At 61.8% G+C, this 14,016-nt stretch carries 14 protein-coding genes and 1 pseudogene; 4 read left to right on the forward strand and 11 right to left on the reverse strand.

From position 1 onward, the window contains the following. Window positions 1-6 precede the first annotated feature (6 nt). Window positions 7-246 carry a hypothetical protein gene (locus P3R82_RS01695; protein WP_283192752.1) on the forward strand — a complete coding sequence of 80 codons (240 nt, stop codon included), beginning with the start codon at window positions 7-9 and terminating at the stop codon, window positions 244-246. On the opposite strand, the gene P3R82_RS01700 is transcribed toward P3R82_RS01695, so the two are convergent. The 4 genes from P3R82_RS01700 to P3R82_RS01715 all read right to left on the reverse strand — a co-directional run bounded on the left by P3R82_RS01700 (window position 230) and on the right by P3R82_RS01715 (window position 2,504). Further along, a complete protein-coding gene (locus tag P3R82_RS01700) occupies window positions 230-967 on the reverse strand; it encodes a Crp/Fnr family transcriptional regulator (protein WP_283192753.1) in 738 nt (245 codons plus the stop codon). The genes P3R82_RS01695 and P3R82_RS01700 overlap by 17 nt on opposite strands. A gap of 196 nt (window positions 968-1,163) precedes the next feature. Then, the gene (locus P3R82_RS01705) at window positions 1,164-1,517 is read right to left on the reverse strand and encodes a PAS domain-containing protein (protein ID WP_183900945.1); all 354 of its coding nucleotides are present in this window, start codon (window positions 1,515-1,517) and stop codon (window positions 1,164-1,166) included. A gap of 205 nt (window positions 1,518-1,722) precedes the next feature. Further along, complete coding sequence (locus P3R82_RS01710; RefSeq protein WP_283192754.1) at window positions 1,723-1,983, reverse strand: DUF982 domain-containing protein; 261 nt, start codon at window positions 1,981-1,983, stop codon at window positions 1,723-1,725. 140 nt (window positions 1,984-2,123) lie between these two features. Beyond that, window positions 2,124-2,504: a hypothetical protein gene (locus tag P3R82_RS01715; protein WP_283193478.1), complete on the reverse strand. Its 381-nt coding sequence runs from the start codon at window positions 2,502-2,504 to the stop codon at window positions 2,124-2,126. Window positions 2,505-2,708: 204 nt separating this feature from the next. On the opposite strand from P3R82_RS01715, the gene P3R82_RS01720 reads away from it, so the two are divergent. Together P3R82_RS01720 and P3R82_RS01725 are read left to right on the forward strand one after the other, a co-directional pair. Then, window positions 2,709-3,410: a GntR family transcriptional regulator gene (locus P3R82_RS01720; protein ID WP_283193479.1), complete on the forward strand. Its 702-nt coding sequence runs from the start codon at window positions 2,709-2,711 to the stop codon at window positions 3,408-3,410. Window positions 3,411-3,527: 117 nt separating this feature from the next. Further along, a pseudogene (locus P3R82_RS01725) lies at window positions 3,528-4,491 on the forward strand (dihydrodipicolinate synthase family protein). Between the two features lie 71 nt (window positions 4,492-4,562). On the opposite strand, the gene P3R82_RS01730 reads toward P3R82_RS01725, so the two are convergent. From P3R82_RS01730 to P3R82_RS01760, 7 genes are all read right to left on the reverse strand, one after another. Continuing rightward, window positions 4,563-5,597 (reverse strand): Ldh family oxidoreductase, encoded by a 1,035-nt coding sequence (locus P3R82_RS01730; protein ID WP_283192755.1) that lies wholly within the window; start codon window positions 5,595-5,597, stop codon window positions 4,563-4,565. A gap of 173 nt (window positions 5,598-5,770) precedes the next feature. Next, window positions 5,771-7,423, reverse strand: coding sequence for a GMC family oxidoreductase (locus P3R82_RS01735; protein ID WP_283192756.1), 1,653 nt, complete (start codon window positions 7,421-7,423; stop codon window positions 5,771-5,773). 67 nt (window positions 7,424-7,490) lie between these two features. Continuing rightward, complete coding sequence (gene ugpC / locus P3R82_RS01740) at window positions 7,491-8,570, reverse strand: sn-glycerol-3-phosphate ABC transporter ATP-binding protein UgpC (RefSeq protein ID WP_283192757.1); 1,080 nt, start codon at window positions 8,568-8,570, stop codon at window positions 7,491-7,493. Between the two features lie 6 nt (window positions 8,571-8,576). Then, complete coding sequence (locus P3R82_RS01745; protein WP_283192758.1) at window positions 8,577-9,458, reverse strand: carbohydrate ABC transporter permease; 882 nt, start codon at window positions 9,456-9,458, stop codon at window positions 8,577-8,579. Then, entirely contained in the window at window positions 9,455-10,351 is an 897-nt protein-coding gene (locus tag P3R82_RS01750; protein ID WP_283193480.1) for a sugar ABC transporter permease, read from the reverse strand. The genes P3R82_RS01745 and P3R82_RS01750 overlap by 4 nt, the downstream gene beginning before the upstream one ends. A 67-nt stretch (window positions 10,352-10,418) precedes the next feature. Further along, window positions 10,419-11,648: an ABC transporter substrate-binding protein gene (locus P3R82_RS01755; RefSeq protein ID WP_283192759.1), complete on the reverse strand. Its 1,230-nt coding sequence runs from the start codon at window positions 11,646-11,648 to the stop codon at window positions 10,419-10,421. Window positions 11,649-11,701: 53 nt separating this feature from the next. Continuing rightward, the gene (locus P3R82_RS01760; RefSeq protein ID WP_283192760.1) at window positions 11,702-12,655 is read right to left on the reverse strand and encodes a sugar phosphate isomerase/epimerase; all 954 of its coding nucleotides are present in this window, start codon (window positions 12,653-12,655) and stop codon (window positions 11,702-11,704) included. A 233-nt stretch (window positions 12,656-12,888) separates the two neighbouring features. Here P3R82_RS01760 and P3R82_RS01765 point away from each other — a divergent pair, with 233 nt between their 5' ends. Continuing rightward, window positions 12,889-13,956: a LacI family DNA-binding transcriptional regulator gene (locus tag P3R82_RS01765; RefSeq protein ID WP_283192761.1), complete on the forward strand. Its 1,068-nt coding sequence runs from the start codon at window positions 12,889-12,891 to the stop codon at window positions 13,954-13,956. Window positions 13,957-14,016: the final 60 nt, after the last annotated feature.

Below are 14,016 nucleotides of genomic sequence, written 5' to 3' on the forward strand. Positions count from 1 at the left end.
ACGCTGATGTCACTCTACTACTTCCATGTCGTCGGCCAGAAGAGCAAGATCGAGGATCTGGAGGGTACTGACTGCGCAGATCTTGGAGCCGCGACTGCCGAAGCGATCGCCAACGCGCGAGACCTGATGGCGCATGCCATCCGGCAAGGGCGCGATATATCATCGAGATCGATCGAGGTGCGCGACGCCGACGGTAAAATCGTGCTGACGGTTCCGTTTCGCCAAGCGATCAGCGAGGCGGAATAGGTCCGCTCAATGGTTTGCGAAACAGATCCTCGTAGATCTGCTCCGGCGTGCCGTAGCTGCCCGCCGCTATCGCTTCAAGCTTCTGCCGGCTGAGAATGCGAACGTTTCCGCGGGTAGCCCTGATGGCGTGTATGCCCTCGAGAATATGCAGTTCGTTGGTGATGCCGGAACGACGTACGCCAAGCATCAGCGCCAGGAACTCGTGGGTGAGCGGAAGATCGTCACACCGCAGCCGGTCGTGCACCATCAGCAGCCAGCGCGAAAGCCTCTCGTTGATGCTGTAACGGGCGTTGGCCAGGGCGGAATTGGCGAGCTGCAACGCGGCATAATGGTTGTAGCGCAACAACAGCTCCAGAAGCAGCGCATCGCCGTCGGCGGCCTGCCGCAATCGGTTTATCGGCAGGGCGTACCCATATCCGGCGACCTGCATGAACGTCCGGTTCGGCGTCGTGTCCGCTCCCAGCACGATGTGGGCGGCGGACATGCCCTCGAAGCCGATATGACCGACCTCGACGCTTTCGCCGTCCGTGCTCATCGCGATCATCGATGCCAGGCCGCTTTCGATGAAATAGGCATGCAGCGGCCGCTCGTTGATCTGCACCAGGACTTTTCGCGAGGGCAGTTCCACCGCCTTCAAGTGCGGGATCAGGGCAGACAGGCTGTTTTCAGGAAGGGCGCGTAAGATCCTGTTCCTGATATCCGTCATGTCAAAGCCTGCCATTGCCATCCCCGAGTCGCCGATCCATCGGACCCGGCGCCGACAATAGGCGGGAAAGGCTTGGCTATTCCATAGCGTTAACGCGTCTGTGCGGTTTCGACAATTGCTTGGACGTGGGTGCTAAGCCATTGCTTCTACGGAATTTGCTCTGTCATGTTGATAGCGGAGGATGCGTCTGGCGCCGCTCGTCGCGGCGGTCTCAGAGGGCGTCTAGCGGATAGGTTATTCCGGCATAATGAACAGGATTTCCGGATCTGTCTCGGAAGCATCGACCGAGCGCGATCACGTGCCTTGTTTCGCCAAAACCGTCCTTGACGCGATACTCCTCGAAGTAGGGCATGCCGCCGATGACCGCCTCCGACATGGCCTTGGCGACACGGCCTCTGTCGTCGGGGTGAATACGCTCCACATATCGGTCGACAGGCAGGCCAACCAGCGTTTCGTCCGCGTCAAGGCCGAAAAGCCCGGCAAGGGCGGTATCCGCGTAGAGAACATTTCTTTCCAGGCACCAGGTCCAGATGCCGGGCTCATCCGTCGTTTCGGTGGAATTCATCGTATGAAGCGCCTTTCGCGTTGGCACCCCGCAAACGACCCACTCAACCCAAGGTGCTTAGGCGGATATCTGGAGCAAGTCGCCGTGCTTTGCCAGCGACTGTCATGAAACGTACATTTTTGATCGCGAATTTAGCTCTCGGTAAATGATCGTTCAGGGCAGCGACCGCAAACCGCCTCAACGAGCATCCGTCAAAGCTGCGAAATCAGGCAAGGATCTTCGCTTCGATCGCGGCGGCAATGACTGCATCTTTCGCTGTCTCGCATGGTATGTCGAAGCCACGGGCCTCAAGGCAGCGTCGTCGCGCCGTGTCGAGCGCGAGCGAATCCGTCAGTGGCCAGCGGTGACGGAAGTAATACAATGCCTCGTCGGGTCCATGAATGAGTTCGGAGTGACCGTTGCCTATCCGCACCGAAATCGGCGCGGCCCACTGAGGTACCAACGGTCGGCTTGGTTCGATCGTCATGTTGCAAGTCCAATCCGGGACGATATCGCCCTCACGCGACGTCCGTCGCCTGGACACCGAACGGAGATCGAGCGGCGGAGTTCCCGATCAAGCTCGTCTTTCTTGATCACCTGCCGGCGATGCAAGGGATCAGGTGACCCTTACTTTTCGGAGCGGCTGAGAAGTATGCGCATTTCCTCGAAGCGGCGCTTGCGGTCCGCGTCGTCAACGGTCGGAAAATAGCATGTGCTCGACACACAGAACCGGGCCAGGTTGCGCGGCTTGTCCGTCTTGTCGAACTGGCACTCGAATATATCGGTCATCTCGGCAGGCGCCGTGCCCTGTCTTGTCGAGTAGGTCATGCGAACACCCGGCGGCTTCAACTCGGGAAAGGACTGCACGGTGCCAATGGCGAGCTGATCGCTCATGAAGAAGCTCTTGGCGACGGATTTGCAGGTCTCTTCGAGGTCAGGTGATTGTGCAACGGCGGTTGCGGGCAGGGCGAATAGGGCAAATGCGAAGAGTATGATCGGTTTACGCAAGGGATTTCCTCCAATGTTCATGCCGATGGAGGTAGCGCGGCGAGCGCAAAAGCAAATGGTGGCGGGCCTGTGCTCATTCGGATCCATTCCGTCCAATCCAAGCCATTGCCCGGATGGCCAGTCGAAGCGTGCTTGACCACGTCTGTTCAATTTCGCTTTTCGGCTATAGTAAGCTTCGACTTTGATATTCGGGGATCTGCCATGATCGAACAGGCCACCAAGGATGTAGTAGAGCGCCGCCGCGGTTCGGGCGTGAAGCTCGTCTACGACATTTTGCGCGACGAGATCCTCGACTTGAAGCTTGCGCCCGGCAGCCCGGTGGACGAGGTTCTGCTCGCGGAGCGCTTCCAGATGTCGCGAACGCCGATCCGCGAGGCGCTTGTCAGGCTGGCCGGCGAGGGGCTGATAGAAACGCTTCCGAACCGCTCCACGCTGGTGTCAAACATCGATCTCCTGAACCTCAACACCTATTTCGACGCGCTTGTCCTGATGTACCGTGTGACGACCAGGCTGGCGGCGCAGAACCACAACGCGGCCGACCTCGTCGCGATCCGTCAACTGCACCACCAGTATGCGGCAACGGTCGAGGCCAGGGATCTGCGCGAGATGATCGCGGTCAACGCGGCCTTTCACACGGCGATCGCCGAAGCCGGGCGAAACCCTTATTTCACCGGGCTCTTTCGGCGGCTGCTGGACGAGGGACGACGCATATTGCGGCTCTATTACAATTCCTACGAGGAGCAGTTTCCGCAACGCTTCGTGGACGAGCACGACGAGATCATCGCCGCCATCGAGGGGCGTGACCTGGAGGCCGCGGACCGTTTGGGAAAGATACATGGTGAGCAGATCGTCGAGCAGGTCCAGCGCATGTTCGCGCGCAATCAGAAGCTGGACATCGCGCTCTGACGGGCGATGCATTTTCCTTGTCGACAAGAAGTATTTTAAATGATACTCCTTTTCACCAAGGGTAGCGTGCGCGAGACGTACGGTTGATGACCCGGTAAACCGACCATGGAGAGCGACATGAAGGCCAGCATTTTTTCCGGTGTGATCCCCGCGTTGATGACGCCCTGCAAGGACGATCGCACGCCCGATTTTGACGCGCTGGTGCGCAAGGCCAAGCAGCTCATCGCCACGGGCATGTCCGCCGTCGTCTATTGCGGCTCCATGGGCGACTGGCCGTTGCTGACGGACGCGCAGCGCATGGAGGGCGTCGAACGGCTGGTCAAGGCCGGTATTCCTGTTATCGTCGGCACAGGTGCCGTGAATACGGCTTCCGCGGTTGCACATGCCGCCCACGCCCAGAAGATCGGCGCTCAGGGCCTGATGGTCATCCCGCGCGTGCTGTCGCGCGGCTCCGTCGTCGCCGCCCAGAAGAACCACTTCAAGGCGATCCTTTCGGCGGCCCCGGACCTGCCGGCCGTCATCTATAACAGCCCCTATTACGGCTTTGCCACGCGCGCCGACCTGTTCTTCGCGCTTCGCGAAGAGCACAAGAACCTGGTCGGCTTCAAGGAATTCCGGCGGCGCCGCCGATATGCGCTATGCAGCCGAGAACATCACCAGCCGCGACGATGACGTGTCGCTGATGATCGGCGTCGATACGGCCGTATTCCACGGCTTCGTCAACTGCGGCGCAACCGGCGCGATCACGGGTATCGGTTGCGTGCTTCCCAAGGAAGTGCTTCACATGTGCAATCTGGCGAACGGCGCTGCCAAGGGCGATGGCGAGGCACGCCAGCGCGCACTGGAACTGGAATCGGCTCTCGCGGTTCTCTCTTCCTTCGATGAAGGCCCCGAACTCGTGTTGTTCTTCAAGCACATGATGGTTCTGAAGGGCGACAGGGAATACACGCTGCACTTCAACGAAACGGACGTGCTTTCGGAGAGCCAGCGCGGCTACGTCGAAGCCCAGCTGAAGCTGTTCGACACCTGGTACGCCGAGTGGAGCAAGCTGCCGGGCGCGGTTCAGACCTACAAGGCGTAGGTTTACACAAAGTCGCGAGTAAAAAAGGGCCTCCAACGGGGCCCTTTTTCGTTTGTGCCTTTAGGCCGCGGTCAGGCGACGGCGTCGAGCCCCTTGTCCAGCAGGCGCTCGAGATGTTCTGTTTCCGAAGCCGTCAGCGTGATCCCCTCGGCATCGGACTTCTGGCGCGCCGTGAACCGGCGCTGCGACGGCAGTCGCGCGCCACTGCCGGCAATGGCATCGAACAGCACTTCGGCGCGCGCGAAGGGGTCGCCGGCGCGGCCGGCTGCGAACGCCTGGGGAGACATCGCTATGACGAGTTCGCCATGGAGCGGCAGAAGCGTGGTGGTGCCGAGGTAGTCGAGTGCTTCGGAGCTCGTCAGATCGCCGATCATGATACCGCCGAGAAGTTCGATCATCGTGCCGATCGACGAGCCCTTGTGGCCGCCGAAAGGCAGCATGGCACCGGCCAGCGCTGCCTCCGGCTCCGTCGTCGGGTTTCCATCGGCATCGATCGCCCAACCTTCCGGAAGGGGCTTGCCGGCGCGGCGATGGAGCTCGATCTCTCCTCGCGCGGCGACCGAGGTCGCGAAGTCGAAGACATAGGGGACGGCCTGGCTGCGCGGCCAGCCGAAGGCGAAGGGATTGGTGCCGAGCAGCGGCTTGCTGCCACCTGTCGGCGCGACGGTCGCATAGCTCGGGCACATGGCAAGGCAGGCCAGGCCTTCACGGGTGAGGGCTTCGACTTCCCACCAGAGCGCCGAAAAATGCGTGCAATCGTTGATGACCAGCGCGGCAATGCCGAACTTGGCCGCGCGCTCGACAAGATGAGGCAAACCGAGTTCGAAAGCCGGGTTGGCAAAACCGCCGCCGGCGTCGACCTTGATGATCGCCGAGGTCTCGCTACTCATGACATGTGCTGCGGCCACAGGGTTTACCTTGCCCGCCTTGACCGTGCGCAAGATACCATCCAGCCGATAGATGCCATGCGACTTGCATCCGTCAGCCTCGCCAGCGACAATGACGTCGGCAACCGATTTCGCCTGGAAGTCGCTGAGCCCGGCCTTGAGCAGAATGGCCACGACCCGGTCATTCAGTTCATTCTTGCTTATCTGGACCTGTTCCATGGCGCTGTTCCTTATCGTCGCATCAAAGTGCCATTCATAATCTCGAACTTGAAATATGTAAAATACAATAAGTCGACAAGATTGCAGCAAGGCGCCAACCGCACAATGACGCCGCCATGATTATCAAGAAGGGGAGGCCCGTCAGCTGGCGCTTCGAGGTCGCCCCTTTCCCGTTATTGCTTGCGGTAGTCATCAACCAGCTTGCGGCAGGCGCGCAGCGTCAGGGCCATGACTGTCAGCGTCGTGCCTGCCGTTCCGCCGCCCGGAAAGGCGCTGGCATCGGTGACGAGGAGGTTCGGAACGTCCCAGCTCTGGTTCCAGCTGTTGAGAACGGAATTATCGGGCGACGTACCCATGCGGGCGCCGCCGCTCTCGTGGATCGCGGCCCCCATGCACATGGTCTTGCGGAACCATTTGCGAAACAGGAAGCGGCTCAGCGCGTCGGCGTCCGGGAAGGCGCCCCGGCCCATTTCCCTCAGACCGAGAGGCGAACCGATGAAGTCGAGCTTGCCGCCGGCGCCCTCGACCATGTCGATCAGCGTCTTCTCCTGTTTGCGGATCAGCGCGTTTTCCGTCTCGTGCATGACGCAGCGGATATGCGGGACCGGAATGCCCCAGGCGTCCTTGCGGCGGGCATCCAGGGTGATGCGGTTGTCGGCGTGCGGAAGCATCATGCCGAAGCCGAAGAACGCCAGGCTTGCGGCGTCATTGTCTCCCACCGGCGCACGGCCGACGCTGCCCTGATAGGCGAAATCGCCGCGCTGCGGCTTGCCGTCCACGTTCTCGAACCGCGGCACGAAGATGCCGCCCGACGGATTGTAGAACGGGTCCTGCGGAGCGGAGTCGTCATGCGACCAGCCCTTGGCGGGCGGGAAAGTGCCAAAGGCGAGGCACGGCAGCTGATCCATGAAATAGCGGCCAAGCGTGCCCGAGCTGTTGCCGAGCCCGTTCGGATGCCTCTCCGAAGCCGAGTTCAGCAGCAGCCGGATGCTTTCGATTGGCGACGCACAAAGCACGACGTTTTCCGCGCGGACCGTATGAACGCTGCCCGTGTTGCGATCGATGAGCTCGGCGCCGGTCGCGCGACCGGTCCGCGGGTCGGTGGTGACGCGGCGAACGATGGCGTCATAGCGGATGGTGAGCTTGCCCGACGCCATCGCCTCGCGCAGCGGTCGAGGCACGCGCTCTGCGTCCGGCGCGATGTAGCGCCAGGAGACCACATGCCGTTCGGGCGCATCGCCTTCGACGGTCTTCTTGAAGAGCTCTTCGGCCGACGTCAGCTTGGCGGGACGCGAATAGACACCGTCCGGCAGCGTTGGGACATGGTCCTCATTGCCGTAGAGGCCCAGATGGCTTTCCGCCTCGGCATAGAAGGGCGCGAGTTCGTCATAGGAGACCGGCCAATCGACCCCACGGCCGGTGCGGCTGCTGATCTTGAAGTCGTCATCGGTCCAGCGCAGCAGCACGCGACCGAAGCTGTGCAACCGGCCGCCGGCCTGGCGACCGCGAATCCAAAGGAAGGGCTCACCGCGCGGCGTCGTATAGGGGTTCTTGCGGTCGTTGACGAAGAAACGGCTGAAACGCTCGGTGAAGAACGCGGCGCGGGACTGGACCGGCTGGCCCTTGATGGTGGCGCGCGCGCGCTCCCAGATGTTGATGGCGCTTGCCGGCGGCTTCTTCCTGGATGGGTTGAAATCCTTCTTGCCGATCTCGGGGCCGGCCTCGAGCAGAAGAACCGACAGACCGTTGGCCGTCAGTTCCTTGGCGGCAAAGGACCCGGCTGCGCCGGAGCCGATTACCAGCGCGTCATACATTTTCTCGGACATGTCTTTCAAAACCTGACTTCATCAATGAAATGGAGACGCGGCCCTTTTTATCGGCCGCGAAGAGGGCTCACAGACGGTTTGCGTCCTCACCGAACAACGATGCCTTGGAGAGATCGAGCCCGAGGCCGATCTTATCGCCCGGCTGGAGATCGAGATCGCCCATCACCCGCAACGACAGCGTCGTGTCGTTCCAGGTGAGCCAGACGACGGTATCCGAGCCCATGGGCTCGATAACCGAAACGCTGGCGGTGATCGCCGCACTTTCGCCCTTCGTGCGGATGGCGAGATGTTCGGGACGCAGGCCAAGGGTCGCCGGGCCTGGCTTGGGCGCGGAGGCAAAGGCGTAGCCGGAGATGTCGACCACGAGATCCGCCGCCCTGAAGATGAGCCTGTCAGCCTCGCGCTCGATCTTGCCGCTTATGAAATTCATCGCCGGCGCGCCGATGAAGCCGGCGACGAAGAGGTTGGCGGGGCGGTGATAGATTTCCGCCGGCGTGCCCAGCTGTTGGATCACGCCTTCCTTCATGATGGCGATACGGTCGGCGAGCGTCAGCGCTTCCACCTGGTCGTGGGTGACGTAGATCATCGTGTTGCCGAGCTGCTGGTGCAGCTTCTTGATCTCGACGCGCAGCTCGTTGCGCAGCTTGGCGTCGAGGTTCGACAGCGGCTCGTCGAAGAGGAAGACATCAACCTCACGAACCAGCGCGCGCCCGATCGCGACGCGCTGGCGCTGGCCGCCGGAGAGCTCGGCGGGGCGTCGATCGAGCAGCTTTTCGAGATGCAGCAGCGATGCCGCGCGCTCGACGCGGCTATCGATCTCAGCTTTCGGCAGGCCGGCGACGCGCAGGCCGAAGGAGAGGTTCTTGCGCACCGACATGCGGGGATAGAGCGCGTAGGACTGGAACACCATGCCGATGCCGCGATCCTTGGGCTCGTCCCAGGTGACGTTGTTGCCCGAGATCCAGATCTCGCCGTCGGTGATGTCGGCAAGGCCGGCGATGGCGTTTAGGAGCGTGGACTTGCCGCAACCTGAGGGGCCGAGCAAGACCAGGAATTCCCTGGCGGCGATATCCAGCGACATCTTCTCTATGACGGTGTGGTCGCCATAGGTGATCTTCAGGTCCTTGATTGAAACAGCGGATTGCATTCGGCTCTATCCCTTCACGGCGCCGGCCGCGATCCCGCGCACGAACCAGCGTCCGGACAGGAAATAGATGGCAAGCGGAATGATGGCGGTGAGGATGGTGGCCGCCATGTTGACGTTGTAATTGCGCTCACCCATCGTCGTGTTGACGATGTTGTTGAGCTGTACGGTCATTGGAAGATTGTCGCGTCCGGCGAAGACCACGCCGAGCAGGAAGTCGTTCCAGATGCCGGTGAACTGGAACATCGAGGCGACAACGATCATGGGAAGCGCCATCGGCAACATGATCTCGATGAAGATCCGCCAGAAGCCGGCGCCATCGACGCGAGCCGCCTTGAAGAGCTCTTCCGGGATCGTCACGAAGTAGTTGCGGAAAAGCAGCGTCACCAGGGGCAGGCCGAAGAGTACGTGCACGAGGATGATGCCGCCGAGGCTGTTGTAGAAGCCCATGACGGCCATGCCGCGCACCAGCGGATAGAGGAAGATCTGGTAGGGAACGAGCGCGCCGGCCATCAGCATGCCGAACATCACGCGGCCGCCCTTGGGGCGCCAGAAGGACAGCGCATAGCCGTTGATCGCGCCGAAGAAGACGGAGATGGCGACGGCCGGGACGGTGATCTTGATCGAGTTCCAGAAGCCCATGCGCACGCCGCCGCATTCGCTGCCGGCGCAGGCGCCGGACCAGGCGGTCTGCCAGGCGGTGAAATCGAGACGGAGCGGCAACGCGAAGATCTGGCCGAGCCGGATCTCGTCCATGGTCTTCAGCGAGGTGACGATCATCACGTAGAGCGGCACGGCGAAGAACAGGGCGGCGGAGATCAGGAAGGCATAGAGGCCGACGCGCGCGACGGTGAACTGCGTTGGCTTCGGGCCACGGGGATGGGTCGTCATAGGGTACCTGCCTGGCGCCGGGCGCGGATGTGTTGGGCATAGCGGAACGGCGCGATGATGATCAGGACCGTGAGCAGCAGAACGGTGGCCGCAGCCGTCGCGAGGCCGAGGTTCTGGCGCTGAAACAGGTTGTCCATGATGAATTTCGCCGGCACCTCGGTGGCCGACCCCGGACCGCCATTGGTCAGCGCCACGACGATATCGTAGGTCTTGATGACGCCCATCGAGAGCAGCGTGCCCGCGGCCGCGAAGGCCGGCGTCAGTTGCGGCAGGATGATGGAAACATAAGTCCGCCACACAGGGATGCCATCGATGCGCGCGGCGCGCCACTGTTCGCCATCGATCCCGCGCATGCCGGCGAGAACCAGGATCATCACGAGGCCGGCACCCTGCCACAGGGCCGCGATGACCACGGCATAGATCGCGAGGTCGCGGTTGATGATCCAGTCGAAGGTGAAGCTCTGCCAGCCGAGCGCGCGCACACTTGCCTGCACGCCGAGCGTCGGGTTCATCATCCACTGCCAGATCAGGCCGGTGACGACGAAGGACATGGCGTAGGGATAGAGAAAGATCGTACGGAAGGCGCTTTCAAAGCGCACCTTGCGATCGAGCGCGGCGGCCAGCAGGAAGCCGAGGAACAGACAGCCGAAGACATAGAGAATGCCGAAGATGATCAGATTCTGGAAGGAGATAAGCCATTTCGCCGTCGCGAACAGCTTGGAATACTGCTCCATGCCGACGAAGTTCCACGACGGGAACAGCCGCGAATTCGTGAACGAGAGGGTGACCGACCAGACCATGGTGCCGATATAGACCACGATCACCGCGGCCCAGGTCGGGATGAGCGCGATCAGCGCCGCCTTCGAGCGGTTATTCTTGCGTTTCATCTGAATGTCTTTGCGAAAGTGGTTCAAAAGCCGCCCGCGCCGGTGGTGCGGCGCAGGCGGCAACGGCCCGATCCTACTCGAAGATCGCGGCGAATTGCGCTGCCGACGCGTCGATATCCGCGGACGGGTTTGCCCAGAATTCGCCGATGAAGTCGGTCAGGGCGCCGACCTGTTCCGGCGTCGTGGTGATGGCGTGTTCGGGCACGATCTTGCTGTCTGCCAGGAAGGCCATGCCCTTCTGCGTGCAGGCGTCGAACTTGGATTTGTCGACGTCCGTGCGCACAGGGATAGAGCCCTTGTTGAGCGAAAAGTCGACCTGAACGGCGGGATCCATGACGACTTCGGCCAGGAGCTTCTGTGCGGCGTCCTGGTTCGGATCGTTGGTCTTCAGGTAGCCGAAGGCATCCGAGATGTAGAGGAGGCCGGGGGAGGCCGGCGACAGCGCGCAGCCGAAGTCCTTCTCCGCGACCTTGCCGGCGGCGGTGAATTCGCCCTTTGCCCAGTCACCCATGAACTGCACGCCGGCCTTGCCGGTGATGACCATGGCGGTTGCGTCGTTCCAGTTGCGGCCCGGAGATCCTTCGTCAACGTAGCTACGCAGCTTTCCAAAGATCTCGAGCGCCTTCTTGACGCCGTCGGACGTCAGGGCAGTCTGATCCTTGTCGGCATAGATCTTCATGAAATCGTCCATGCCGACCTGCGACAGGAGCACCATGTTGAAGACCTTGACCTCCTGCCAGGCCTGACCACCCCAGGCGATCGGCGTCAGGCCGGCGGCCTTCAGCTTGTCCATGTCGGCGAAGAAGGCGTCCCAGTCCTTGGGCTCTTCGGTGATGCCGGCCTTGGCGAAAGCGTCCTTGGAATAGAACATCCAGCTTTCGCCGTGAATGCCCGTTGGCGTCAGGTAAACCTTGCCGTCATAGGAGATATAGTCGTAGAGCGCCTTCGGAAGGACGTCCTTCCACTTGCCCGCGGCGGCCACGTCGTCGATCGGGTTCATCAGGCCCTGCTCGATGAATTCGGCCGGGTCCTTGCCGACCACGACCTGCTTTGCCGTCGGCGGGTCGCCGGCAACGAGGCGGTTCTGGAAGGCGGCGTTGGCGTTTTCGAAGCCGGCCACGGTGGAGCTTTCCCACACGCCGCCGCGCTTTTCGAATTCCTTCTTGATCGCGTCGACGGCACGGCCTTCGCCGCCCGAGGTCCACGAGGTGAAGACCTCGGCCTTCAGTTTGTCATCGGCCTGGGCAAGGCCGACGGCGCCGACCAGAATGGTGCCGGCGAGCAGGATTGTCATTTTCTTCATGGTTCCACCTCTTCAATAGACCCTCTTCGCGGGGCCGTTGGTTACAGGTTTGGTCAGCGATAGATCGGCAGCAGCGACTGCCGCACGAGGGTCAGGCCATTGGCGATATCGCCGACGGGATCGGGAGCGGCGTCGAGTTCGAGGATCGCCCAGCCGCTGAACTGGCGGTCGCGGAGCAACCGGATCCAGGCCGGCCAGTCGACACGGCCAAGTCCGAAGCCGCAGAAGTAGGGACGATGGCGCTCGTGGATATCGGCCCCAATCGGCGTGTCTGAAGGCATCTTGCCGATCGCGTCCTTCCAGTGCGCGATGACCATGCGCTCGTGGTGGCGGTCGACGAGCTGGATCGGATCGGAGCCTTCGAGGATGATGTGGGCGGTGTCCGGGCACATGTGGACGTAGGTCGGGTCGGTCAACAGCATCAGCAGATCGACGTCGCGGGCGGCGGCGAAGATCGAGTGCGCTTCCGTATGAACGGCGAGCTTGATACCCTTCCGGTAGAGGATCGCGCCCAGCCGGTTGAGGAAATCGGCGATGATCCTGGCCTGCTCGAAATCGCGGAAACGGGTGGGTTCGGCGCCGGGGGTCTGGCGCATCGGCGCGCCGATCACCATGACATCACCGCCGCAGGCCTTGATGAAATCGGCGTAAAGTTCCGCCTTGGCGATGATGGCGTCCTGCGCCGACGCTTCGGTGAAGTCGCCCGATGCTTCGAGTTCCGCGAAGAAGCCGGATGCGAGCTGCAGGCCGCGCCTGGAGAGTTCAGCGCCGAAGCCTTCGACCGAGCCGTAGGTCTTGATCGCGTCCTGCCAGTTGAAGGGCGAAAACGTCAGCTCGACGCCGGTGACGCCCGAGGCCTGGATGCTGTCGAGGATCTTGTCCCAGAACTTGCGCGGCTCGGACTTGGCGTGATCGATGATCGCGTCGTAGCTATCGACGCCCCAGAATCCCGGATGGAAAAAGGTAACAAGATCCACACCGAAACGCAGATTCTCACTCGACGCCATTGTTCAATTCCTCCGATGAGCATAGGCAACCCGTCGCGAAAGACGGCTTTCACGGCGAAATTTATTTCGATAATTCAACGCTTTGACACTTGGCAATCGTTTGCCATGCACCGATATTAGACAAGCCGATAAAAGATGCAATGGCTTTCTTCGATTTTTTGGCAAACGTTTGCTATAACGATTTCAGGAGGCGCGGGGCTTCGCCCGGCGCTGGGTTTAAGTGGATGGAATAAATGAAAAAAAATGAAAGCAATTCATCCACAGAGGGATCGTCCGCTCTGATGGCGGATGTGGCGCGCCTGGCCGGCGTCGCCATCTCGACGGTCAGTCGGGCTCTGGCAAACCCCGGCCGCGTCAACGAAAAGACGCGCGCCCGCATCGCCGCCGCCGCCGAGGAACTCGGCTATACCCCAAACGCGGCGGCCCGCAATCTGAGGGTCGGCAAGTCGAACGTGATCATGATCGTTCTGCCGGGATCGCTGCATTACGGCGCCTCGCAGATCATCCCGCAGGTGCTGGAGGCGGTGAACCGCACGGTGATCCGCAACGGCTACAATCTGATGATCGCCAACCTCGACCGCGACGAGAGTTCCGAGCGGCATATCCTCGATCTGGCCTTCGGCGGTACGGTGGGCGGTGCGCTGATCCTCTCGTCACAGCTTCCGGTCGTCGCCAACCGCTCGCTCGCCGAGGCCGGCCTGCCCATCGTGTCGCTTCTTCTCGACATGAGCGACACGGCCGTTCCGAGCGTCATCACCAACGATCGTCAGGCCGTGAAGGAAGCCGCGCGCGAGCTCCTGGCCCTCGGACACCGCCGCTTCTTCTATATCTGCGGCCCATCGGGCAACTATCACGACGTCGAGCGCTATGCCGGGCTCGTCGAGGCCGTACGGGAGGCGGGCCTTTCCGAAGACAGTGTGACGCGATCCGGCGGCGAACTGACCTATCAGTTCGGCTTCGAAACCGGATTGCGGGCCGCGGAGGATTTCGCGCGGCTTGCCGAAAAGCCGACCGCGGTCGTGGCCACCAGTGACGACATGGCGATCTCGTTCATGAGCCGCGTACAGAAGATGGGCTGGAGGGTGCCCGAAGACCTGTCGATCGTCTCGTTCGACGGCTCGCCGGTCTGCGCATATTGCGCGCCGCCGCTGTCGACGATCGAACAGCCGATGGTCGCGCTCGGCGAGACGGCCACCGAAGTGTTGATCGCCAGGATGGAAAAGTCCGAGGTGGTTTCGGACCTGCGCAGCGTGATCCCCAGCCGCTTCATCCGCCGCGAGAGCATCGCACTCGCGAACTAGATGATCAGGCATTGTAGGCGCGTCTATTCGATCGCAGAGACGCTCATCGAGCTGATGAAA

It is taken from the genome of Rhizobium sp. AN80A, from assembly GCF_030053015.1.
GTDB classification, from domain to species: domain Bacteria; phylum Pseudomonadota; class Alphaproteobacteria; order Rhizobiales; family Rhizobiaceae; genus Rhizobium; species Rhizobium metallidurans.

Excerpts from the sequence above, each read along its gene's own strand:
- P3R82_RS01695 (WP_283192752.1), top strand. The coding sequence starts at position 7 with ATGTCACTCTACTACTTCCATGTCGTCGGCCAGAAGAGCAAGATCGAG.
- P3R82_RS01700 (WP_283192753.1), bottom strand. The coding sequence starts at position 967 with ATGGCAGGCTTTGACATGACGGATATCAGGAACAGGATCTTACGCGCC.
- P3R82_RS01705 (WP_183900945.1), bottom strand. The coding sequence starts at position 1,517 with ATGAATTCCACCGAAACGACGGATGAGCCCGGCATCTGGACCTGGTGC.
- P3R82_RS01710 (WP_283192754.1), bottom strand. The coding sequence starts at position 1,983 with ATGACGATCGAACCAAGCCGACCGTTGGTACCTCAGTGGGCCGCGCCG.
- P3R82_RS01730 (WP_283192755.1), bottom strand. The coding sequence starts at position 5,597 with ATGGAACAGGTCCAGATAAGCAAGAATGAACTGAATGACCGGGTCGTG.
- P3R82_RS01735 (WP_283192756.1), bottom strand. The coding sequence starts at position 7,423 with ATGTCCGAGAAAATGTATGACGCGCTGGTAATCGGCTCCGGCGCAGCC.
- ugpC (WP_283192757.1), bottom strand. The coding sequence starts at position 8,570 with ATGCAATCCGCTGTTTCAATCAAGGACCTGAAGATCACCTATGGCGAC.
- P3R82_RS01745 (WP_283192758.1), bottom strand. The coding sequence starts at position 9,458 with ATGACGACCCATCCCCGTGGCCCGAAGCCAACGCAGTTCACCGTCGCG.
- P3R82_RS01755 (WP_283192759.1), bottom strand. The coding sequence starts at position 11,648 with ATGAAGAAAATGACAATCCTGCTCGCCGGCACCATTCTGGTCGGCGCC.
- P3R82_RS01760 (WP_283192760.1), bottom strand. The coding sequence starts at position 12,655 with ATGGCGTCGAGTGAGAATCTGCGTTTCGGTGTGGATCTTGTTACCTTT.
- P3R82_RS01765 (WP_283192761.1), top strand. The coding sequence starts at position 12,889 with ATGAAAAAAAATGAAAGCAATTCATCCACAGAGGGATCGTCCGCTCTG.